Origin of the sequence: Methylomusa anaerophila, from assembly GCF_003966895.1 — a bacterium.
In the GTDB taxonomy this organism is placed as follows: domain Bacteria; phylum Bacillota; class Negativicutes; order Sporomusales; family Sporomusaceae; genus Methylomusa; species Methylomusa anaerophila.
The window spans coordinates 4,715,876-4,738,164 of the sequence record NZ_AP018449.1; the positions used below are offsets into that span (position 1 = coordinate 4,715,876).

General features: G+C 45.2%; 20 protein-coding genes. 6 read left to right on the plus strand and 14 right to left on the minus strand.

The genetic code is table 11. From position 1 onward, the window contains the following. The first annotated feature begins 29 nt into the window (after positions 1-29). Entirely contained in the window at positions 30-1,217 is a 1,188-nt protein-coding gene (locus MAMMFC1_RS20820) for an MFS transporter (RefSeq protein WP_126310310.1), read from the plus strand. Between the two features lie 567 nt (positions 1,218-1,784). Here MAMMFC1_RS20820 and MAMMFC1_RS22140 read toward each other — a convergent pair. The 3 genes from MAMMFC1_RS22140 to MAMMFC1_RS20835 all read right to left on the minus strand — a co-directional run bounded on the left by MAMMFC1_RS22140 (position 1,785) and on the right by MAMMFC1_RS20835 (position 5,237). Further along, positions 1,785-2,438 (minus strand): WYL domain-containing protein, encoded by a 654-nt coding sequence (locus tag MAMMFC1_RS22140; RefSeq protein WP_197723863.1) that lies wholly within the window; start codon positions 2,436-2,438, stop codon positions 1,785-1,787. A gap of 132 nt (positions 2,439-2,570) precedes the next feature. Beyond that, positions 2,571-3,119 carry a flavodoxin family protein gene (locus tag MAMMFC1_RS20830; RefSeq protein ID WP_126310311.1) on the minus strand — a complete coding sequence of 183 codons (549 nt, stop codon included), beginning with the start codon at positions 3,117-3,119 and terminating at the stop codon, positions 2,571-2,573. 252 nt (positions 3,120-3,371) lie between these two features. Beyond that, positions 3,372-5,237 carry a TonB-dependent receptor plug domain-containing protein gene (locus tag MAMMFC1_RS20835; protein ID WP_232035850.1) on the minus strand — a complete coding sequence of 622 codons (1,866 nt, stop codon included), beginning with the start codon at positions 5,235-5,237 and terminating at the stop codon, positions 3,372-3,374. A 264-nt stretch (positions 5,238-5,501) separates the two neighbouring features. Between MAMMFC1_RS20835 and MAMMFC1_RS20840 the strand changes: the two genes are divergently transcribed. Further along, a complete protein-coding gene (locus MAMMFC1_RS20840; protein ID WP_158618841.1) occupies positions 5,502-7,262 on the plus strand; it encodes a bifunctional metallophosphatase/5'-nucleotidase in 1,761 nt (586 codons plus the stop codon). Between the two features lie 30 nt (positions 7,263-7,292). Here MAMMFC1_RS20840 and MAMMFC1_RS20845 read toward each other — a convergent pair whose 3' ends face one another. Further along, a complete protein-coding gene (locus tag MAMMFC1_RS20845; protein ID WP_126310314.1) occupies positions 7,293-8,969 on the minus strand; it encodes a bifunctional diguanylate cyclase/phosphohydrolase in 1,677 nt (558 codons plus the stop codon). Positions 8,970-9,229: 260 nt separating this feature from the next. Further along, complete coding sequence (locus MAMMFC1_RS20850) at positions 9,230-9,430, minus strand: small, acid-soluble spore protein, alpha/beta type (protein WP_126310315.1); 201 nt, start codon at positions 9,428-9,430, stop codon at positions 9,230-9,232. Positions 9,431-9,654: 224 nt separating this feature from the next. Here MAMMFC1_RS20850 and MAMMFC1_RS20855 point away from each other — a divergent pair, with 224 nt between their 5' ends. Beyond that, entirely contained in the window at positions 9,655-10,506 is an 852-nt protein-coding gene (locus tag MAMMFC1_RS20855; protein ID WP_126310316.1) for a hypothetical protein, read from the plus strand. A gap of 109 nt (positions 10,507-10,615) precedes the next feature. Here MAMMFC1_RS20855 and asnB read toward each other — a convergent pair whose 3' ends face one another. After that, positions 10,616-12,460 (minus strand): asparagine synthase (glutamine-hydrolyzing), encoded by a 1,845-nt coding sequence (gene asnB / locus MAMMFC1_RS20860; protein ID WP_126310317.1) that lies wholly within the window; start codon positions 12,458-12,460, stop codon positions 10,616-10,618. Between the two features lie 230 nt (positions 12,461-12,690). On the opposite strand from asnB, the gene MAMMFC1_RS20865 reads away from it, so the two are divergent. Beyond that, positions 12,691-12,969, plus strand: a complete 279-nt coding sequence (locus tag MAMMFC1_RS20865; RefSeq protein WP_126310318.1) for a hypothetical protein — start codon at positions 12,691-12,693, stop codon at positions 12,967-12,969. 349 nt (positions 12,970-13,318) lie between these two features. Here MAMMFC1_RS20865 and MAMMFC1_RS20870 read toward each other — a convergent pair whose 3' ends face one another. Beyond that, positions 13,319-13,660, minus strand: coding sequence for a winged helix-turn-helix transcriptional regulator (locus tag MAMMFC1_RS20870; RefSeq protein ID WP_126310319.1), 342 nt, complete (start codon positions 13,658-13,660; stop codon positions 13,319-13,321). A 140-nt stretch (positions 13,661-13,800) separates the two neighbouring features. On the opposite strand from MAMMFC1_RS20870, the gene MAMMFC1_RS20875 reads away from it, so the two are divergent. After that, positions 13,801-14,349: a flavodoxin family protein gene (locus MAMMFC1_RS20875; RefSeq protein WP_126310320.1), complete on the plus strand. Its 549-nt coding sequence runs from the start codon at positions 13,801-13,803 to the stop codon at positions 14,347-14,349. Positions 14,350-14,493: 144 nt separating this feature from the next. Here the strand turns inward: MAMMFC1_RS20875 and pfkA are convergent, their stop codons facing one another. Together pfkA and MAMMFC1_RS20885 are read right to left on the minus strand one after the other, a co-directional pair. Beyond that, a complete protein-coding gene (gene pfkA / locus MAMMFC1_RS20880; protein WP_126310321.1) occupies positions 14,494-15,459 on the minus strand; it encodes a 6-phosphofructokinase in 966 nt (321 codons plus the stop codon). Positions 15,460-15,641: 182 nt separating this feature from the next. Continuing rightward, on the minus strand, positions 15,642-17,069 hold the full coding sequence (locus MAMMFC1_RS20885) for a hypothetical protein (protein ID WP_126310322.1): 1,428 nt from the start codon (positions 17,067-17,069) through the stop codon (positions 15,642-15,644). Between the two features lie 60 nt (positions 17,070-17,129). Here MAMMFC1_RS20885 and MAMMFC1_RS20890 point away from each other — a divergent pair, with 60 nt between their 5' ends. Next, complete coding sequence (locus tag MAMMFC1_RS20890; RefSeq protein WP_145987670.1) at positions 17,130-17,435, plus strand: hypothetical protein; 306 nt, start codon at positions 17,130-17,132, stop codon at positions 17,433-17,435. A 54-nt stretch (positions 17,436-17,489) separates the two neighbouring features. Here MAMMFC1_RS20890 and MAMMFC1_RS20895 read toward each other — a convergent pair whose 3' ends face one another. From MAMMFC1_RS20895 to MAMMFC1_RS20915, 5 genes are all read right to left on the minus strand, one after another. After that, on the minus strand, positions 17,490-18,461 hold the full coding sequence (locus tag MAMMFC1_RS20895; RefSeq protein ID WP_158618842.1) for a sensor domain-containing diguanylate cyclase: 972 nt from the start codon (positions 18,459-18,461) through the stop codon (positions 17,490-17,492). Between the two features lie 282 nt (positions 18,462-18,743). Then, entirely contained in the window at positions 18,744-19,892 is a 1,149-nt protein-coding gene (locus MAMMFC1_RS20900) for a PucR family transcriptional regulator (protein ID WP_126310325.1), read from the minus strand. A gap of 47 nt (positions 19,893-19,939) precedes the next feature. Continuing rightward, entirely contained in the window at positions 19,940-20,326 is a 387-nt protein-coding gene (locus tag MAMMFC1_RS20905) for a DUF1987 domain-containing protein (RefSeq protein ID WP_232035851.1), read from the minus strand. A gap of 31 nt (positions 20,327-20,357) precedes the next feature. Next, on the minus strand, positions 20,358-20,921 hold the full coding sequence (locus tag MAMMFC1_RS20910; protein ID WP_126310327.1) for a SiaB family protein kinase: 564 nt from the start codon (positions 20,919-20,921) through the stop codon (positions 20,358-20,360). A gap of 15 nt (positions 20,922-20,936) precedes the next feature. Then, entirely contained in the window at positions 20,937-22,160 is a 1,224-nt protein-coding gene (locus MAMMFC1_RS20915) for a SpoIIE family protein phosphatase (RefSeq protein ID WP_126310328.1), read from the minus strand. Between the last annotated feature and the right edge of the window lie 129 nt (positions 22,161-22,289).

The following is a 22,289-nucleotide window of genomic DNA, read 5'->3' on the forward strand; positions in this document are numbered from 1 at the left end:
CGTAAAAAAACTAAAGGCAGGGATATTATATGAATACTGTACAATCAAAAACCAGGCAAGTCCCAAATTGGATTACAGTTCTGCTAGCTATTGCATGTGGCGTGATTGTTGCTAATCTTTATTATGCGCAACCTTTAGTTGGCCCTATCAGTACCGATACCCATCTTCCTCTAGCGTCAGCAGGATTAATCGTAACGTTAACGCAAATTGGCTATGTTGCTGGATTATTATTTATTGTTCCCCTTTGTGATCTCATTGAAAATCGACGGTTAATTTCCTCCACATTAGTAATTGTGATTTGCGCATTAGTCGCAGCATCCCTTACGCATCATGCACTATTTTTTCTTATGGCGTCAATGTTCATCGGGCTGGGTTCTGTAGCAACGCAAATACTGGTGCCCTATGCAGCTCATTTAGCAACGGAAGAACGGCGCGGCCAAGTGGTAGGCAATGTAATGAGCGGGCTGCTGCTCGGAATCATGCTTGCCCGGCCAGTAGCAAGCTTTGTTACTGACCTTTGGGGCTGGCAGGCAATCTTTATTCTCTCTGCCGGCATTACGACTATATTGGCTGTACTGTTAGCTTTCGTTCTTCCCGCGCGAAACCCTTTGCCGACCACGAATTATGGTGGTTTAATTCGTTCCTTGTGGTCACTATTTAAAACGAAAGCTGTATTACGCCGCCGTGCGTTCTACCAAGCTTGCTTATTCAGTGCTTTCAGTCTGTTTTGGACGGTAATCCCTTTATGGCTGGCCAGTCATTTTCATTTGTCACAGCAGGGCATTGCCTTATTCGCCCTTGCCGGTGTGGCAGGTGCCATAGCTGCTCCTATCGCAGGAAGATTGGCCGATAAGGGCTGGACCAAACGATTGACGGGTTTGGCCATTGTCATTGCGATTCTATCTTTTTTGCTTACACATATATTTAAAGATTCTTCAACCATCGCTTTAATGCTGTTTGTCATTGCAGCCATTACTTTAGATATGGCAGTATCCGGTAATCTCGTTCTTGGTCAGCGTGCGATTTATTCACTAGGCAGCGAAATACGTGGGCGCGTAAACGGAGTATTTATGGCTGTTTTCTTTATCGGTGGGGCAATTGGATCTGCATTAGGCGGCTGGGCATATGCTTATGGTGGCTGGATGTTTGCATCTATTCTCGGACTAAGTATACCAGTTGTAGCATTATTATATTATTTCACAGAAAAAAATAATTAGCATATACTGGTAAAATTCCCCAAGCATCCGCTCAATGGCATGTTATGCCAACCTCTCACACCCCGTACGTACCGTTCGGTATACGGCGGTTCAATAGCTTGAGTGCAATGCCTCTGCTAACAGTTCCTACTGCCAAGCCTGTAGTAGTGGACTTTCACCACCAAGTTATCGCCCATTCGGGGCAAACCAAAAAATGACCTGAAGTCTCACTAATGAAACTTCAGGTCATTTTATTTATTTAGCATTCTGATGAACTGCACCATTTTCAACTTGCGCTTCTCTTTCTACTGCTTCACTACCACGCCGGATGGCTTCTCTAACCATAGAACCAGCTTCCCCCGTAGTAACGTCGCTCCAATGAGATGTTTGCATATAACCTTTTTTGCTATTCTTCTTTGCTACACACTCGATGTGCATTGGAGTGGTTATTCGGTGAAAAGAAAACACCTACTTGTATGTTCGCCAAGACATACTGTGTTTTGATAGATACGTGATACTGATCCGCGAAATTGGAGTTTTGCGAATGCGGATAAATTACGAAGTTTAACAGGAAATCCAGCAGATTACCTATTCATTATTCTTAAATAACGGCGCAATTCTATCAATACGATTTGTCCATATACCACCTGTATAATTAGGCGGTAAACGTTTTATATCTTCCGGTGTGTCAAAGCCTGCCGAGAATTCACCTTCCCCGGCCACAAGTATTACACGCGTATCGGCGTCCGCCATTCGATTCAGGAAACGGTTAGGCCATCCCCACAACCACGGTGCATACTTCTCAGGTATATGCAATTCGGTGTGCCTGCAAGCCGGTGGAACATAGCCTGTCCATCCTATCGCAAAGTAAGAGAGCAAGCTCTTTTTCAGGGTAGCCATCGACAAAGCACGGAGATTAGGAAGAATTTTGTGAACATCAGCAACGGGTTTGTCGCCTCCGTATACAGTCAATTGATTCAAGCGTTCTACAGGAAACTTGGAAAGGTATTGAGCGAGCATTTCACCCTCTTGCGGATCATTGCTTTTAACGTTGTTCCAATAAAGCATTCCATAAGGGTCAATAACTCTATTACGTGGTTGCTCATCGTGACTTGTACGGTATTTAATTTCAATAGAATACTCGTTTGCCACAGCCAGCTCCAATTCCGCCAATATCGACCGGATAGAAGGGTCCCCGCTGCGGTTTATCACCTCAAACCCGGCTAAATGGCGGTTGAGCATGTTTTCCTGCTCCTGGTTCGAGTACATTTTCAACTTTGATGTTGCATTGCTTAACGCACCACTGAAAGGATAGCCGGCTTCTTTAGAAAAAACGGCAGCATGGAAAAGTGCCTTTTGCTCTGGCCCGGTTGGCTAAACGGCTTTTCCTGCTTCATAAGCTTTTAATAAAAGCTCTTTATTATTGGCTGCGGTGTTGGGGTCTCCGCCGCCCGTTGCTAAAATGGTATCAACTGCATTTAAGCCGAGCATCTTAAGCACCGCTTCATTGGTTTGAAAGGATGTCTGAAAAGCCTGTGCGTTCGGATTTCCTTGGGAATATACCATGATCAGGCTTTTAGCGGCATACCTGGGCTTGTAGTTTTCATCGAACAAGCCGCAGATTCTATCCCATAACAGCTTCATTTGAGCTGTAACCTGCCAAATGTATACGGGTGAGCCGAAAACCACAACATCGGCATCGACAATATGTTTAAACATGTTCTGGAAATCGTCTTGCATCACGCACTGACCGGTCTTACGACAAACGAGGCAGCCCTGGCAGGGTTTGATGTTCATATCATACAGGTTAAAAATAGTTGTTTCGGCATCAGCCGCTTGTGCTCCCCGAATAACTTCTTTGACAAGGGTGGCCGTGTTGCCATTTTTTCTTGGACTTCCCATAAAAGCGACTACTTTTTTCATGCTCTAATTCCCTCCAGCAAAATAATATTTAAGATCATTATATCGCAAGAAAATCTGGTCTGTCCAACAATGCGCATCACCTTCAATATGTTTGGTCGTTTTATCTGATTATATGTGTTATTCTTCCAACATAAAAGTAGGCACTTTTGCGGTAGATACTATATTTTAAGAAAGATACTTCCTACAGGGGGAGCGTTAATAACAAAGACAGCCACTCATTTTGGGGTCAGGTCATGACGGCGTTTTTTTTTTTTACAGCCTCTTCTTCATCCCGAGCAGGAAGGTGCGCCGGTTCGCCGGATAGTTTTTGTACGCCTCATATTTTTTATCAAAAAGATTGTTGACGGTTAAGAACAGCGACGACTGCGGGTCAAGATCATAGTTCAGCGAGGTATTAACGGTAAAATAACCGCCCACCTTGCTTGCCCCGGTACCGGTTTCATCCATGTAAGAAGCGGTGATATTCTGCCTAAAATGCGCATAACGCAGATTAAACCCGAGATGAAAAGAATTGTGCGGGTCACCGATCCAGGCGCCGCTCTGGTCTTTACTGTCAAGATAAGTATAGCCGATGTCCGATGTGATCGCCTCTGACAGTCTGCTGGTCAAGCTCAGATTGAAGCCGGTTGTTGTAAGCTGATCAATATTCTGGGGATGGTAAGACGACCACGGATCAGACGGATCTTCGGGTTGCCAGCGAATAGCATCTTTAAGGGTACGTTTGAAGACCGAAAGGGTGGCTTCATTAGCCGCGTTGAGCTTGGACTTTACGCCAACTTCAGCGGTCCAGCCGGTTTCCGGGCGTAAATTGGGATTACCGGTGTTCCCCCAGCCATCATTGCCATAAAGGTCATCAAATCTTGGCGCTCTGAATACTTTGCCCCAGTTGGCGAAATAACTGGTTTGCGCATTGCCCTGGTATAAAAAGCTTAGTTTGGGCAGCCAGTGCGTTCCGTAAAGGCTGTTGTCATCGTGCCGCAGGCCGACTGTCCATGTGGCATGGTCGCCGATACTGATCTGGTCCTGAATAAATACTGCCCTGGTTATGCCGCTGTGGGGGGTGTTCCCTTCCCCGGTACTGGTCACTTCGTCTTTGCGCCACTCGCTGCCCCAGGTCAGGAGGTTGTCCCGGTTCAGGCGAGCACTGTCCTGATACTCAAACGCACGCACTTTATTTTGATCCCGGAAATCACCGCCGATATCGCCGGAATACACTTGTTCATTATCATAATAACGTAATGTGCGGATGCCGTCGGCATGCTGCCTAGTATAAGCCATACTCCAATTATGACGCAAAATATCCTGATAATCGGTCAACGACAGATATTGCAGAGAGCCCGGGACTCCCGAATAACTGCTGTAATAATCGTATGTAAACGACAGTGCTTCACCATCCCGCAGGTCCTGATCCAGACGGATATTCGCTGACTTGCCTTCGTAGTGGGCGTTGCCGCGCTGCCCGTCATTCAGGTCCTGATGTCCGCCGATAAACCAATGGGTCTTATTCTCCTGGCCGCCGACCGACAGTTCATACAGTCGCCCGCCGTAGTTGCCCGCCGCCACTGTAGCCGTACCCTGCGTAGCGCCTGAGCTCTTTTTCGTAATAATATTAATCACTCCGCCGACAGCATCCGCGCCATACAACGCCGAACCGCCGCCGCGAACCACCTCTATGCGGTCGACATTCCCCGGCAACATCATCGTACTCAGGTCCACACCGCCATTACTGCCGGCAACCCCTTGCGGCAAGTTTACGCGCTTGCCGTCAATCAAAACCACGATCCGGTCAGACCCCAGAATATAAGGGATGGTCCTGCCGCCGGAGCCGCCATTGCTTTCCACGATGATACCGCTTACCCCGTTCAAGGCCTCAGCCACTGTTGTAGCGTTTTTAAGCTGGATTTGTTCACCGGTGACAACCGTAACGTCATTCGGTGACTGGGCCACTTTCTGCTCGATCCGGTTGGCTGTTACCTCTACCTGGTCCAGTTGGAAGACGGTTTCATCCTCTGCGTAAACACAGTCCGGCACGGTGACAATTAGTGCCCCCATCGCCAGCGACAGCGCGATTTGTTTTCGCAGCCACGGCGTCTTTGAAGATTTCCTTGGAGTGTGCATCGTATGCAAACGAATCCTCCCCCTCTTTTGCTATTGCTAATAAGGCAGTCTTATTTATATTATAAATTCAGTTGTAATTTACATCTGTTAATGTTTGTAAGTATTTTATTAACAAACATTAACAGATAAGTAAAAATATTTCCTGGCTTTTAGGATATTTCTGGCAGGAAGCAGACATACAACGGTCGAAGACAAAATCCCATAGAACGGAAAGAAGGGGTAACTTTGCGCAAATTCGGTACAATGTTTTTCCACAGTAGACTAGTGTTGCTTTTACTTGTTGCCGCGACCCTGATACTGCCTGCAGCCGCAGTAACCGCCTCGCCCGTTACCGTCACTATATTGGCCACTTCCGATACCCATGGTCACATCGTCGGCTGGGACTATTTCACCGCTGCGCCGGCCGAAACCGGTCTAGCCAAAGTCAGTACCTTAGTTGCGCGCGAGCGGGCAAAAAATTCCCGTACGCTGCTGATTGACGACGGGGACTTTCTGCAAGGCACACCGTTGACCACTGTTTACAGCAGCGTGATCAAAGACTGGCGGCTCCATCCCGTAATAGCTGCTTTTAACGCTATGCATTATGACGCGATCATCCTCGGAAACCACGAATTTAATTTTGGCCTGGCGTTCCTGCAAAAAGCGATCACAGCGGCTGAGTGTCCGGTTTTATCAGCCAACACTTTGGACAATCAGACTCAAAAAGTCTGGCAACCGATTCAGCCTTACCTTATTAGAGAAATTCCCGCGCCCGATAAACTCGCGCCCATACGGGTGGGTATCATCGGGGTAACGACCCAAACCATTCCCCACTGGGAAAATGGCGAAAATTACGCTGGTTTGCAATTTGCCGACCAGGTGGCAACAGTCAGGCAAATCATCAACGAAATCAAAAATAGAGTAGATGTAATTATTGTTGCCAGCCATTCCGGCGTGGAGATTGATGGTCAGGAAGCCCTTCCCGGTGAAAATCAGGTGGCGGCCATCGCCAAAGCCTGCCCGGAAGTGGCGCTGATTATCGCCGGCCATAACCATTACCTCCTCGATAACGCTACGCCGGTAAAAGACAATCGTGGCAACACTGTCTACGACAAAAGCATTGTCCACGGTATTCCGGTGCTCGAACCGGCCTGCTGGGGACTATTTCTCGGCAAAGCCGACTTGACGCTTGTGGAAAAAAACGGCCACTGGCAAGTCACGGCTGTTGCCACTGCCAATCTTCCAACCGAAGGCATACCGGAAGACCCGGCCGTCACAACGGTAGCCCGGCTTTATCATGATGCTACTCTTCAGTATCTCAATACCAAGATCGGCACCGCGACTGCTGCCTTTACGATGACCAACGGTACTTTACAGGACACGTCGCTGATCAATCTAATCAACACTGTCCAACGCCATTATGGAAAAGCCCAATTGTCCGCCACTCCCCCGTATAATCCGGCTGCTCGTATTGACCCGGGAGAGATCCGCTTACAGCATGTCGCCGCCATATGCCCGTATGAAAGTTATCTGTATACCATCGAAATCAGCGGCACGCAGCTTCGGCAATACCTGGAGCATGCCGCGGCTTATTACCGGCAATTCCGCCCGTCCGACACCGCCATCGGTCTAAACAATAACGGCACGCCGGACTACAATTTTGACATAATTCAAGGCATAGACTATGTCATTGACATTACCCGCCCGGCCGGGCAGCGCATCCGGCATCTCACCTACCGGGGCCGTTCGGTTAAAAATACGGACACCTTCAGCTTGGCCATCAATGGCTACCGTTTAAACGGCGGCGGCGGTTATATGGCGGCTATCGGCGTAGATCAAGATCATCCGGCAAAAATTCTCTTTGATTCGCAAAAATCCTATGGTGAAGCTGGCCAAATCCGCAATTTAATAAGTCAATATATCCAGGATAAAGGCACGATCAGCCCGCATATTGAAAACAACTGGTCGATTGCCACCGCCCCGGTGAAAGTAACAGGCAAGCCAACGAGGGCTGAATATACCGATAAATATAAAGCAGCTAACTAAACCAGTCTTTTGTTCGGCCACTTTTCCGGGTTACTTTATAGTTTTAACTGAGGCTTTATTGGTCATCATCTTAATAAAGATCGGGACTAAAGCAGGATCAAACTGGGTTCCTGCTTTGAGACAAAGTTCATGTAGAGCTTCGTCTATAGTCTTAGCGGCTTTATAGGGTTGCTGGTGAGTCATGGCATCGAAGGCGTCCAAAATGGATATGATACGCGATAAAAGAGGAATCTCCTCTTCTTTAAGCCCCTGAGGATAGCCATGGCCGTTCCACCATTCATGGTGATATAAAATGGTATCGGCGAGATGGGCAAATTCTCCCGATGCGTGAGCAATTCGATAGCCGATTTCGGCATGTTTTTTCATGATCAACGACTCTGATTCAGTAAGATGGAACTTCTTCAGAACAATATCTTCAGGTATGCCGATTTTTCCGATGTCCTGTAATTTTGTAGCCTGCACAAGGTTATTGAGGTTTTCCTTGGAAAGATTAAGAATAAGTGCGAATTTTTTAGCAAGAGATTCCAATCTTTCCAGGCGTTCTTTGCTTTCATAATCTTTTTCTTGCAACAGTTTACCTAATGTTTCCGCGATGGCCCACCTGGCCTTTTTGCCTTCGACAAGCTTAACTTCATACATTAATTTTTCAGCTTCTTTTAAGCTTTTGGACAAATCAGCTTCACTATCGGTTTGAGTTGCCACACCCCAAGATATGCTTAAAAGGATATCTGTCTTCTGCTGGTTTTTACAGGCTGCACTAATCTTATGCAAAATACTGAGAGCTGTTTCTTTGTCCGTGTTTGGAAGAATAATCGCGAACTCATCGCCGCCCCATCTTGCTATAATATCGTTTTGACGGCAGGACTGTTGAATAATGAGGGCCATCCTTTTGAGCCAATTATCCCCTTCCTGATGCCCAAAAACATCATTGACGAACTTTAGCCCGTTCATATCACCAACGAGCAGGGAGATAGGCAGGCAGTCATTGTTTTTGGCCAGCTCTTGTATTTTCTTATCAAAATAAGTCTTATTATACAATCCAGTCAATTCGTCGCAGTAAGTGAGGTAAGTTATGTGAGCCGCTCCGCGCGCAATTTTATCCTTTTGATCTCTAAAAACAAGCTGAATAAGCCCGATTGCGTTGAGGAGCAAGATCATGTGCGAAACAATATAGGGAGCCATCTGGGGCATTTTTAGAATATAAGAAAAGATAACGGTATTGACAACCCAAGCCATATTTAATAAGCCTAAAAAAAGAGCGAGATTTCCGTACCTTTTGGCCGACCTGATCATAGCCGCGCCGACACAAAAGGATAGGGCAAATACCGCTAAAAAAGTGTATTGAATCATCTGCAGATCCGACCAATTCTGTTTTGAGAAAAAGATAAAAAACAATAACCAAATGATTCCTATGCTTAAAAATAGGGATATTCCAGCTTTGACTTTCAGGAATATAAAAGTCCCCCAAGATATTAAAAGGTTTGCATAGAAATATGAACTTAAACTAAGAAGTAAAATCAGGCGGTTTTGTCTCAGCACGCTGGGGAAGAAAGCATCCAGACTATAATTAAAGGCAATGATGACCCAGCCGGTAAACCACAGGCCAATAAAAAACCTGTTTTCGAACATAAAGATATAGATATACAACATCAATAAGACAGCAATAGCCCCAAGCGAGGCAATTAATAGTATGGTAGAAGGTTCCATAGTAGCTCCCGTCAAAGCAGGCCAGCTTTTTAGTCCAATTATACCAAATAATTCTGCAGCTATCCAGACTATTTTCCTCGCACCTCATCGCGACAAGATATAATCAAAATTGTGATAGAGCTATAGTAAAAGATAACCTTGAAAATCTCCTGCGATAAGCCCACCGCTAAACGTTCAAGCCTCATTCGTGTGACAATACTCATGTTATATAAGCGAAGAATACCCCAAAGCTCATATCAAGCTCTGGGGTATTCTTCGCTTTATTTTACATTTTGATGAACTGCACCATTTGCTTTCGCTTCTTCAGCTATTGCTTGCTCACCACGTTTAATCGCTTCTCGAACCATGGAACCGACTTCGCCCGTAGTAACGTCGCTCCAGTCATGATCACTGACTTTGTCACCAAAGCCGAGATCATTAGCTAATTTATATTTTGTTTCTTCGGACATAACTTTCCCCATACATAGCCACCTCCAACAATGATTTTAGGAAGCCTATGCATATTATTCACCGCCGCGTTAAAAACTATTCATTTTTTAAAAAGCTTTTTATAAGGAAAAACCGGTACAACGGTTTGTTTATGAAGTTATTAAGTTATTAAATGTTCTTAAGAATGGACTTTATAATAACCAGGGAATAATAACAGCGAGCGTATTACGGGGGCAAAAGAGAAAGGAGATGAACGATGCCGTCCGCCTACTGGTACTATGGATTAGTGGTGATTAGCCTGGTGCTGCTGGCTGCTTCGCTGGTATATAAAAGAGACTGGAAGCTGCTGGTGTTGCAGCTAAATGTTGCCGCCCTCATTCATCCTTTTGAGATAGTGGTATTAATACTGCTGAATGCGTATCGCTATTCACCCGGCATTCTGGCAAATCCAATATTGGACAACTACATAGGATCCTATATATCAAACTCGTTCATTGTCCCGGCTTCGGCGATAGCTATAAACGCCTTTTCACTTTCCTGGGGCTATGCGTTAGGTATAGCCGCTATCTTTACCGGCATCGACTGGTACTTTACAACGCTGGGTATTTATCAACATTTTTGGTGGAAATCTGTTTATACAGGTATCGGGCTTAGTATTCTCTATGCAATAAGCAGATGGATTTGGGCCGGGTTACAAGAGAAACGGCCTCATTTAATTTTTAGGCTGGCCGTCATTTATCTAACCTATTCTCCCCTCCATAACTTACTGGTTTTTTTAGTAAATAAAGGAGGACAATTATTTATATTTCAAATGCCCTGGTCCGCCGGGGATCCTCAGAAGTATCACCAGGGATTTTTCTTTCTCTATCTTCTTATTACCAGCATTATCATTACATTATGTGTAGGCCTAAAGTTGCGTTTGCGCTACCGGCTGTTGGGCATTGCAGTCTTGGCCCTGGCCTACTGGACTCTGGAACAATATCACATTTTCCTTCCTGTTGTGGCGGATATTTCAGCATGGCAGCTTGTCTTAGTGCCGATCATTGTCGTGCCGGTTGTTGTTTGCCTTTTTCGTGTGGCTGCATTGGATTATCTATTTCCCCGCTAGAACCCGTTATAATAGTAGTAATATTCCGAAAACGCTACATCGTTTTTTAATACGGCAAGACCAACAGGCTGGATTACACCAGCCTGTGGGTCTTGCCGCGGCAATGTCACTAAACAATTTCAACTCTATATTCCTTGAGCCATGCAGCGACTTGAATCAGGTAAGCAAACAGTTGCGGCCCTCCCATAAGTTGACCAAACCAGGGTATATTGGCCGCTGACAAATCCGATTCTGCTATTTCATTTAACCTATTGACGTTGACCAAAAGTACTAAAGGAGAGGAAGGATTTTTAAGAATACTTAACGCCTCATCAACCACAGCTTTCGTATAAGACGGGTTATGAGTTTTGGGATAAGGGCTTTTCTTCCTCCATAAGACATCATCCGGCAATATTCCGGTTAAAGCCTGCCGCAGTAAACCTTTTTCCCGGTTATTATGATATTTCATATTCCAGGGGACATTCCAAACGTATTCAACGATGCGGTGATCACAGAACGGGACGCGCACTTCCAGACCGAAGGCCATACTCATCCGGTCCTTACGATCAAGGAGAGTGGCCATAAACCGGGTGAGACTTAAATAAAAGATTTCTCTCATTCTTGCGCTCTGCGTGTCTTCCCCGGCCAGACGCGGAACCTCGGCAAGCGCCTCATGATAACGCTGAGATACATAGTCCGCCGCTTTTATTTTTTCTTTTAACTCAGTTGAAAGAAAAGACAGACGCAGGTCCGGCCGAATAGCCCAGGGAAAAGTATCGGCTGCAATCATATCCAGCCGATGAAACCACGGATACCCGCCAAAAACCTCATCCGCACATTCGCCGGATAATGCCACTGTTGCTCCCTTTTTAATTTCCCGGCAAAATAGGTAAAGGGAGGTATCCACATCGGCCATGCCCGGCAAGTCGCGGGCTAAAGCAGCGGCAGGCAGGCTTCCGGCCAGTTCAGGAGTGTCCAGTTCTATATAATGGTGATTGGTCCCGAAATATTCCGATACCCGTTTAACCCAAGGAGCGTCCGGATTGGGCTGAAAGCTGCTAGCCTTAAAAAACAGATTGTTATCTTTGTAATCTACCGAATAGGTAGGTAATGCTCCCGGCCAGGTTTCCGAATAAGATTGGGCTGCCAGTGCCGTTAACAAACTGGAATCAAGTCCGCCGGATAAAAGCGTGCAGATGGGAACGTCCGATACCAGTTGGCGCTTGGTCGCATCACTGACAAGATCACGTACCGTGCTGATGGTAGTAGCAAAATTGTCTGTATGGGGTTTGGATTCTAATCGCCAATACTGCTTAACTATCTTTCCGCGCCGGTCATAAGTCAGGCAATAACCCGGCTTTAGCTCGCTGACTCCGCGAAACACGCCATGTCCCGGCGTCCTAGCCGGTCCAATCATAAATACTTCCGCCAACCCTTCAGCGTCAATCTGCGGTTTAATCAACGGATTCGCTAATAATGTTTTAAGCTCAGAGCCAAAGATGAAACTTGAGCCCCGCTCGGCATAGAATAAAGGTTTTACTCCTATACGGTCCCTGGCCATAAACAGACTTTGACGAACTTCATCCCAAATTGCAAAAGCGTATATGCCGTTAAACTTTTCAACACATGCTGATCCCCATTCTATAAATGCGGTCAGAAGAACCTCCGTGTCGCAGCGAGTTGTAAATATGTACCCCCGGCTCTCCAAATCCTGTCGCAGTTCAGGAGTGTTGTACAATTCGCCGTTATATGTAATGACAAATCTTTGCTCACCGCGATAGCGGATCATAGGCTGAGCCCCGTTGACCGGGTCAATAACACTTAAACGTCTATGACCTAGTGCAGCATGCGGCGACATATATACCCCCTCTGCGTCCGGCCCACGTGCGGCCAACGTCGCCACCATGCTATCCAATATATGCCTTTTCCCCGTTAAGTCTTGCTCCCAGTCGATCCAACCTGTGATTCCGCACATATTACTCTCCATCTCCTTATAGAAAATAATACGCCTTCCTGCCGCATCCGGGCAGACAGAAGCGGCCAGTACAGGCGACACTACCTCACAGCAAAATTTATATGATATAAATATGCTTTAACCGGGAATTTGGTCACCTGCTTAAAAAATATGTATTTACTTTATAGCAGCCGGGTAAGCTAATCGCAAAGTCAAGTCCTATAAAAATTCCCGTCGTAGGAGGTTTTATCATGTCCAAGAACTTTCTCGGCAATAATCAAGCGAGCAAAAGCCTTGACGCCTCCATTACCATTTCCGGTTTGTCCGCGCCGGAATCACCGGGCAAACTCATGACTGACAACCAAATATATGAGGATGATAACATGGATCTCGCCGCTGATACAGTTGGTTTCCCTCTTCAACATGACAACAGAAGATCTGCCGACAACTCAGTTGCCCGCATGTTATGGGGACATGGCGAAAAACTAAGTATAAACGCGCGAGTAAGTGAAGATGATAATTTGATATAAATGATCATGCCTAATAAAAGATATTGTTTCTCATAGAAGAATAAAATCTGGCTAGAACCAGGCTTACTGGTAATTACAAAAAAATACTTTATATTATGTTAATCAAAAGAGTAGAACTCATAGTATTCTATGAATGTTCTACTCTTTTTTTTCATACTGAAAACTGAAAACATTTATTAATACTTAAAAACAAATTATAGGCTGGCCTTCGGCCAATTCAGCTTATCGATAAACCCCAGGCTGTTCAAAAACGAGCATAGCTAGGCGCACCGGAAGAGCCCGCCGCGCCGCGTACTTCGGGGGTACGCAAGCAAGGGCTCTGAGGAGCAACGACGCTAGGCGAAGTTTTTCAACAGCCTGGGTTGGCCTTCGGCCAATTAGTTTTTCCCCAGTCACACATGAGGTCCAAAATAGGAATAAGTGTCTGTGCTTTTTTGGTTAACGAGTATTCAACTTTAGGCGGAATTTGATGATATTCTTTGCGATCAATCAATTGTTCAGCCTCTAGTCCTTTTAGTTCCTGGCTCAGCATTTTGTGGGTAATACCCGGCAGGTTTCTCTTCAGTTCCCCATACCTTAAGGTCCCTTCCCCGGATAATGTATAAATTATTAACCACTTCCATTTGCCGCCGAGTACAGATAAAGTATATGTCACAGGGCAATCGTGGTGAGTTAGCTTATATTCTGTCATATTGCCGCTCTCCTTCAGTATAGTATCTTCCTCAATATATAGTATCTATCATAAAAGTGCATACTTTTATATCGAAAGAATAACACATATAATTAGACAAAACAACCATAACTTATATAACTTATAGGAGGAATGTATATATGTCAAAAAATATACTCGTTTTAACAGGCAGCCCTAGAAAAGGCGGCAATACCGATAAGCTGGCAGATGCATTTATTGCCGGCGCCCGGCAGGCGGGACACACGACTGTAATATATACAACTGCAGATAAAAGCATAAAGGGATGTATTGACTGTCAGACTTGTTTCAAAAAGGGTACCCCCTGTTCTATTTCGGATGATTTTAATGAATTTGCGCCGCTTCTGGAGCAAGCTGATATGGTTGTGTTTGCAACACCAATGTACTGGTTCTCGTTTCCGGTACAGTTGAAAGCTGTTATTGACAAGTTCTATTCCTATATAATTTCGAAAAGGCCATTAAAGATAAAGGAATGCTCGCTTTTAGTCAGCGGAGGTACGCATGATGAAACGGTGTTCGAGGGTATTGTTAAGTCCTATAAACTAATTGCTCAATACCTGAATTGGAAGGATAGCGGCATAATCATTGTACCGGGTCTTCATGATAAAGATGATATTTTGAAGACCGATGGATTAAAGAGAGCTGAAACATTGGGGAAAAACATACTTTGATTTTCTCAGAGACACTGCTCTCGCCATCCCCGTCATTCCGGCCACGAAGCTGGAAAACAAGGGCTTCAATAAAGGAAGACACCGGCAAAAGCTGGTGTCTTCCTTTATCTGGCCAATTTTTATTTCCCGGCAATAGCGCGGTAATTATTGTGACAAAATTTCCGCCAAACGGAACAATACGGCATCGACGTCCTTCTTCCGCCCAATTGCATCATCAATAATAACCGGGACCATTTGGTTGCACTGGATGCCTACCATAACATTGGTTACTCCTTGCTGCAATAAGGTAACTGCCATTTCCGACATTCGACTTGCTAAGAGCCGGTCAGTTACAGTCGGGGCTCCACCTCGCTGGATATGTCCCAATACTGAAACACGAGTCTCCAAACCGGTTCCCTGACGAATTTGCTCGCCAATGGTAATCGCGCTGCCTACGCCTTCGGCCACAACAACAATGCTATATTGTTTTCCCTTGGCACGGGAATCACGCAGTTGCCGGCAAACGTCGTTTAAGTCATACGGGATCTCAGGGACTAAAATAATTTCAGCTCCCCCGGTCAGTCCGGCAGTCAGAGCAATCCAGCCGGACTTTCGTCCCATGACCTCAACCAGCATCACTCTGCCATGAGCCGAAGCTGTATCCCGCAGCTTGTTTATGCTATCCAGTACCGTATTCACAGCAGTGTCAAAACCAATTGTATAGTCGGTTCCCCAAATGTCATTGTCGATAGTTCCCGGCATCCCAACCACTTTCATACCCAGCTCACTTAACAGCTTTCCACCGGTGAGGGAGCCATCCCCGCCAATTATGACCAACCCTTCAACGCCTTTTTGCTGCAGGTTACTTAATGCGGTCTGGCGTCCTTCCAAGGTTTTAAACTCTTCACAGCGAGCCGTCCCTAAGAAAGTACCGCCTTTTTGAATTATATCACCAACAGAGCGGGAATCAAGTTGAACAAAATCCCTGCTAATCATGCCTGCATAACCATTTTTAATCCCCAGAACTTCCATACCTTTTGCCTGAGCCACCCGGACAACCGCCCGGATGGCTGCATTCATCCCCGGGCAATCACCGCCGCTGGTAATTACTCCTATCTTTTTCAATAAAATCCCTTCCTTTAACCTTTAACCTTTAACCTATAACCTATAACCTATAACCTATCTAACATATCATGCTTCCCTCGTTTTACAAATACTATTATAGTTGCCAAATCTATGATATATATATTATTATATGTCGCATTAAAGAATTGACATCCGGGTATAGGATAAGCTCTGAGGTTTTCATGCTGCTATATTAAAAAAATCGCAACTATGGTAGTTGCCGCAAGCCCCAATAGAACGGGAATTAAATTCCGGCTGGCCAATGCAAACGGATCAACGTTACAGATGGCAGCCGCAGGAATTAACGCCCAGGGAATGAGGGTGCCGCCTCCCACCCAAACTGCGGCAATCTGGCCTAAAGCTGTTAGAGTTTCTATACCGGATCCAATTGCCGTTGAAAATAGATGAGCGATAGATCCTGCCAGTGAGATACCAGAAAAACCCGATCCGTCAAGTCCGGTAATAGCTCCGACGACTGTTAGTGTCACAGCGCTAATTACGGGATTAAGCGGGACAGTTTGCGCAACCGCTATTCCGATATCATTGACCAACCCCTGTGACCCGGTTGGAAGAACCCTGCCCATAATTGTATTAATCCCTGAATCGCCTAAATAAAAGAAAGCAGCAATGGGAATTACGGGTCCGAATACCGAAAAACCAAATTTAAACCCTTCCAACAGGTAGGATGTCAGCTTCTCAAGTCCATGCTGTTTATGCACCAGCATAGCAATCAGTGCTAAAATAAAAACAGCCGTACCGCCGATTAGCGCAGTAGCATCTCCTCCTTGCAGCCCGGCGCCGTACATGACGATAATATCGAGAACAAACAGTATCGGTATCAGTAACGCCAGTGTGCTTTTTATTTTCGGAGACAAAGGGCCAACAGCTTCCGACTCTATGGAATCCTGAATATCACCTAAAGAATGTAAATTGAATTGGCATTCCGGATTTTTTCCAACTCCCAACTGACCACCCTGATTCATATCCCGGCGCAATAGCCAGAAAGCGGTCAGGGTGGTCACAGTTCCCATAACCAATACTAGGGGCATACTGGCGCTGACTACACTCTGAACAGGAATTCCGGCAGCACTGGCAGTGAGTTTGGGAGCGCCTTGAATGACAAAATCACTGGACAAGGCGATACCATGCCCAAATAGGTTCATGGCCATAGCTACCCCGATTGCCGGCAGTCCGGCGCGAAGGGCAACAGGCAATAATACGGCTCCAATAAGGGCAACGGCTGGTGAAGGCCAGAAAAACCAGGAAGTAACCATCATGACGATGCCGATAATCCAATAGGCCTGCCCGGGTGTGCGGATAAGCTTAGCTACCGGCGCCACCATGACCTCGTTGATTCCGGTAACCATCAATACTTTACTCATTGCTACAATAATAGAAATAATTAAAATTGTGCTTAACAGTTCGGTAATTGCATATATAAAGCTGTTAAAAATCCCGCTGACAGCCTGATATACACTCCCCTGCACCATGAACCCGATGATAAATATACCAATTATACAGACCAATGTCGTGTCCCGTTTCAAAATCATTACCCCGAGAATAGCAAAAATAAAGATTAAATACACCCAATGCAACAAAGACAATTCGGCTCCCATACATCACCCTCCCAATTTATTTTGAGAATGATAACATCCGGCATACCACCTGCTAAATAGGTGAATAATAAAGCAGCGGTGATGCGTCATAAGGATAATTTCTACCATTTTTTGCTCCCGGTTTTATTATTAATATGTTCCTGCGCCAATATAAATGCACCCGCAAGCAAGCCATTGCCGGAAACCCCGGCTGAATCGGCGCCAAATCCGAGTCCGTCCGACAAAACCAACCATGTTCAGCAGTACCTGCAAAACTTTGATGGCAAGGCCGGTCTTTACTTTACCACTCACCGCCCGCTGCCTTATGCCAGTAACTTTATTGCCAATCTATCGGCTAAAGCATATAATGCGTTAAAAAACCAGTGATGCATGGAAAACAAAAACAGCACCCATACTGGGTGCTGTTTACTTTAGACAAATTTAAAGTTGGGCAACAGGTTGCGTCTTCCGGCGCTGCAAATATTTTTGCTGATACATGGCGTTATCTGCTTTATGCAATAGACTGTCCGCATCAGGTGGTTCTGCTCCGCCCGCAACCGATACCACGCCGGCACTCACTTGCATCAAATAAGGCTTTTCCGTATGTAATGCCAGCCAATTCAATTGCTGCTGAATTCGCCGGATACAATCCTCCGCAACCTGCTGGGAGCAGTTTGTAAAAACTATGGCAAATTCATCGCCCCCCACTCTGCCAATAATGTCATTTTCGCTAATATAGTTGCGTAACAGGGATACAAAAGTATTGATATAGCAATCCCCTTCCCTGTGCCCGTAAGTGTCATTAACCTTTTTTAATCCGTCTAAATCCATGAACGCCAAGCATAGCTCGCTTTTTTTCTCCCGGAAATGCAATAAGGCCAATACCAATTTTTCCCGAAAGGCCTGACGGTTCAACAACCCGGTCATGCTGTCTGTCAAGGCAAGTTTCTCCAGGGTTTTGGTACGAATAGCCTTTGCGGTGATATCAGTCAGGCTAAGAATCAGGTGGGGCTTTCCGTCAAAGTTGATACTGGCAGTCGCTGCTACCACTATAGCAACACCGTTCCGGCGATATATGGGGAGCTCAGCTTCAGCCGGTGCATCGCGGCGAAGAAGCTGAGTCCAGGCAAGGTATTCTGCCTGGTTTGTACCAAAAAAAACTGTTATACATTTCCCCACCGTTTCTCCTTCCGAAGTAGCAAGCAAATCGGCCGCCGCCCGGTTTATCTGCACAAGGATCCAATCATCGTTTCTTATCAGCGCCATCGGCGCAGGAACTAAGTTAAAGAGGTGCCTTATATCATCCCGGCAGCATTGATATTTATCAAAAACCATCTGTTCTTCTCTTCTTGTCGCCCTTGATAAACGACTGGCTGCCAATATAATAAGTACCAATAAACTGACAGTAAACATACCTGTCCACCTTTGCGTCAGACTAAAAACAACCCAAGCGATAAGCAGCATAAATATTAAAATATATTTACAGCGAAAAACCTGATCAATTTTAAGGATATTGAACATACGAGCACCCGCTACTTTCTGCCGTGATACAGAGCGAAATATTCCTCATCTTAATAATGATGCCACATATCTGGCTCAAATTCTATCGCCCGCAAAGATAGAAAATATCTTCCCGAATTATCACTGGCGGATATTCTCAATAGGAAATTCAGTAAAGATTTTCGACTTATTCCATTAGACACTAGGAGCCTGTCCGACGAAACGTTTTTTGCAACTTCTGTTTTCCTTGGTCAGACTCCTAGTGTCTATTAATGTAGTACGAAAGCGTAACAAATGTAAAGCAATGGATAGGTTAAACCGAACATCAAAAGTATCCAACGAAGTTTGTAAAATATTTTCTATTCTTTGCTTGCGGGCAACTATGGTTTTGTGGTGCAAATACATTTCTTCTGACACAATCTTAAGATTGGAAGATTGAAGGATTTTCTCCAGCGTTATGAGTAAATCGGTGCCATTTTCCTGATCAAAATTCAGCAATTTGCCCACCATTCTTTCAATAAATTCTTCGGTATCCGGCTTACCGGCCAGAGGATACAGCAGTTGGTACGCACCGCCGTCCTGATGATGATAGACATCCCGGTCCAGCCACAACCGGCGCCCTACAACTGCTGCCGCCCGGGCCTGATGACAGCGATACATGAAGCTGTCAAGCCCTCCTTGTTGCCCGCCAATACCGATGGCAACTCCTATATGGGGAAAACTTCCAGCCAATTGTTTTTTTAGGGAAATCCCGATAGCAATCTGTCGTTCTTTATCTTCATTCGGCAACGCTGGGTGCAAGAGGCCAATTCCTTCCCCCCATTCCCAGGCGACAATTCCCTGACAAGTATTTAGATGATCCACCATCACGTCAACGTCGGTTTGCACTGCTGCTGCATTTTCCGCCGTCCGGCTTAAGGGCTTGCCGCGCCAACCGGTAAACCGCAAATAAAAAGCATGAAATGTTGCCGGTAAATACATCATTAATTGTCTCGCCGTAGTCCAGGCGCTATCATCAAAAACGCGGTTTCCCTCCGCCAAGTCAAGCAAGAACTGGTTTCTCCGGTGCCGTTTATAGGACTCGACCAGTTTCTCCTCCACTTTGATCCGTTCTTCAATCTCACGTTCCAATTCTTGCTGTATCTCCTGCAGATATAGTTGCTGTGAGTCGCTGATCTTCGTTATCTTCATCATGTCGCGAAGATTTTTTTCCAATACTTTTGCCATATTGGCATAGTGAACCATGAGTTCATTATTTTGGTACTGTTTATTATTACATCTTTTTTTGAATTGTTCCAATTCTTCCAGTTCTTCCTGAAATAATCGACTTATTTCATCATCCATAGCAACACCAACACCTCAACAGTAAAGCTAGCAAATATTCTCTCTACTTATCGGGAAGATTCCAGGGGGATCAAATTGAATTCCAAGCTTAGCTCTTCGCCAAATTCTTCACCGCATTCCCGCATACTCCTGTTTTTGGTAGAATAGTACCAATTGACACAAATATCACTTCCTCCATTGAATGCGTCTTCCAGCATATAGACCATATCCATCAGGCATTTGGTGCTGCTGGTATTCATATAGGAAATATTGATTTCCACGACAATCCTGTGGCCAGTAACCGCTAAATAATCCTTCAACCAAACAAAAATATCCTGATAGAAACCGGATGTATTTTCGGGATAAGACTGGCCGGTTACCCTCAGCACTCCGGTTTCCGGACTAAAATCAATTTCCGGAGAAGATTTTGTACCCGTCCGGTATAACCTTTCCATCAACCACAACCCTCCTCGTATACTTAAATAACTACAGGCTGACTTTCAAAGTAAAAAAAGAATATTTCTCGTCGTGATCTATAAACATATACTCAAGTTTCGTTGATGCTTTGCGGGCCATATCAATAATTCCCAGCCCGGCGCTATCGCCATCAGCATTCCTTCGTCCGAATTTAAGCGTTTCTTTATAAATTTTTTTCAGTTGGTCTTTGGTCAATGAATTAACATAATCAATCCGTGCTTTTAACTCTTGCACATCCTCTTTGCTGACGAGATTACCGGAACAAACAAAAAAGCGGTCTTCTTGCCGGCCAATAACAATAATACTTTCAAAAGCCCTGCGGCTAATTTCATGTTCGTTGCTGCCGGTCGGCTTTTTAAGAAAATAATTTTTGATATTTTGGGATTGTTCAATATATATCGCAAATACATTATGAATATCCTTTTTTCCCATATTCTTTTCTTTTTGTAAATAGGAAGTAATCGCTGTGCCAAATTCCTCGATAATTTTCTGGGTAAAAGCACCGTTAAAGCTGACAATAATATCGCTGCTGCTTAATTCGCCAATTAGCTGATGCAATTTTTCGTTGATCATACTTCACCGACCTCCTTAAAACTTGAGTCCCATAACTGTAATATCATCTAGTTGTTCTTCCATCCCCATATAGGTTTCGAGATTTTGTAATAATGCGGTTCTTTGTTCTGTCATGGGAAGCAGGAAATTTTCAGTTATCAGTTTGGAAAAATTGTCTATGCTGAAAGGATTAGGATTCTCTCCGTGCTGATCAAAAAAACCGTCTGTTGACAAATACAGCCCGTCGCCGGGTTCATAACCAAATTCCCTGTTCTCAAACTGAATAATGCGAAGCTTTTTACGCAAGCGGCTTTTTTGGTCATAGCCTATACTACGGCGTGAGCCAGGGATTTCCTTGATTTTTCCACTGTGCACAAAAAAAAGCGGCAGCCTGGCGCCAGCAAACACCACCTTATGCGCGGTAGTATTCACCTTCACCAGACCCATATCCAGACCGACGTACAGCCTCTCTTTGCTCCCAGAATGAGTGTAAAAAGTTTCATGAATCTTTTTATCCAACAACGCCAGGACATCAGCCGGCTGGCAATTCGCATTTTCATCCAGCAACCGTTTTATCATCTGATTAACGGCAATGGTCATAAAGGCCCCCGGCACGCCATGACCGGTGCAGTCGATGACCGCTGCCATGAATCCGTCAGTACATGGAGCACACCAGTAAAAATCGCCGCCGACAATATCCCGGGGCCGCCAAATAACAAATGATTCGGCAATATAGTTTTCTAAGAAAGATAATTCCGGTAAAATAGACTGTTGAATAACCGCACCGTAGTGGATGCTGTCGGTAATCAGTTTATTCTGGGCCCGAACTTCCGCTTCGGCTTGTTGGCAGACTAAAATTTCCTCCTTTAAACGCTGTTCGCGTTCCTCCAGCTTAATAACCAGTGAGTTGAAAGCCTGGAAAAACTCACCCACAAGATCCACTCGCTGCTTATAGTCGCCTTTCTCAATTTGTTGCGCCTGCCAGGTTAAATGATTCAACCTGGAGTGAAGCTCTTTCAAACTGCCTGCCAGGAAATTGGTTTTGTCCGGACGCTTTACATTTAGACTGCCTTTTGTCAGCGGAACGGCATATTCGTACAATTCCCTAAAATGTCCGGCCACCTGGTTGAACAGGTAAACAATTTCCCCCACCAGTTCGCTGCAGCCCTCGGCAGCGATAGTGTCGGGATACCTTCCCTTTGCCAACAGCCGTATGCCGATCCGCAGCTGTTCTAATGTATCCAACTCTGCATTTTTCATATCCTTCACCCAGACTGCTGCTTACTTATCACCGGTAACCTCCAGATTATCCATATCGGCCGATTCCAGACGGAGAATACCAATACATACAATCCACTCCATCCTCATAGTTTGATTGTAAGTGTCAGG

Bases quoted from the DNA above. Each gene is read 5' to 3' on its own strand.
- MAMMFC1_RS20915 (WP_126310328.1), bottom strand. From the start codon at position 22,160: ATGAAAAATGCAGAGTTGGATACATTAGAACAGCTGCGGATCGGCATA.
- MAMMFC1_RS20895 (WP_158618842.1), bottom strand. From the start codon at position 18,461: ATGTTTACTGTCAGTTTATTGGTACTTATTATATTGGCAGCCAGTCGT.
- MAMMFC1_RS20830 (WP_126310311.1), bottom strand. From the start codon at position 3,119: ATGAAAAAAGTAGTCGCTTTTATGGGAAGTCCAAGAAAAAATGGCAAC.
- MAMMFC1_RS20875 (WP_126310320.1), top strand. From the start codon at position 13,801: ATGTCAAAAAATATACTCGTTTTAACAGGCAGCCCTAGAAAAGGCGGC.
- MAMMFC1_RS20865 (WP_126310318.1), top strand. From the start codon at position 12,691: ATGTCCAAGAACTTTCTCGGCAATAATCAAGCGAGCAAAAGCCTTGAC.
- MAMMFC1_RS20905 (WP_232035851.1), bottom strand. From the start codon at position 20,326: ATGGAAAGGTTATACCGGACGGGTACAAAATCTTCTCCGGAAATTGAT.
- MAMMFC1_RS20910 (WP_126310327.1), bottom strand. From the start codon at position 20,921: ATGATCAACGAAAAATTGCATCAGCTAATTGGCGAATTAAGCAGCAGC.
- MAMMFC1_RS20885 (WP_126310322.1), bottom strand. From the start codon at position 17,069: ATGGGAGCCGAATTGTCTTTGTTGCATTGGGTGTATTTAATCTTTATT.
- MAMMFC1_RS20845 (WP_126310314.1), bottom strand. From the start codon at position 8,969: ATGGAACCTTCTACCATACTATTAATTGCCTCGCTTGGGGCTATTGCT.
- MAMMFC1_RS20835 (WP_232035850.1), bottom strand. From the start codon at position 5,237: ATGCACACTCCAAGGAAATCTTCAAAGACGCCGTGGCTGCGAAAACAA.
- MAMMFC1_RS20855 (WP_126310316.1), top strand. From the start codon at position 9,655: ATGCCGTCCGCCTACTGGTACTATGGATTAGTGGTGATTAGCCTGGTG.
- MAMMFC1_RS22140 (WP_197723863.1), bottom strand. From the start codon at position 2,438: ATGCTCAACCGCCATTTAGCCGGGTTTGAGGTGATAAACCGCAGCGGG.
- MAMMFC1_RS20870 (WP_126310319.1), bottom strand. From the start codon at position 13,660: ATGACAGAATATAAGCTAACTCACCACGATTGCCCTGTGACATATACT.
- MAMMFC1_RS20850 (WP_126310315.1), bottom strand. From the start codon at position 9,430: ATGGGGAAAGTTATGTCCGAAGAAACAAAATATAAATTAGCTAATGAT.
- MAMMFC1_RS20900 (WP_126310325.1), bottom strand. From the start codon at position 19,892: ATGGATGATGAAATAAGTCGATTATTTCAGGAAGAACTGGAAGAATTG.
- MAMMFC1_RS20820 (WP_126310310.1), top strand. From the start codon at position 30: ATGAATACTGTACAATCAAAAACCAGGCAAGTCCCAAATTGGATTACA.
- asnB (WP_126310317.1), bottom strand. From the start codon at position 12,460: ATGTGCGGAATCACAGGTTGGATCGACTGGGAGCAAGACTTAACGGGG.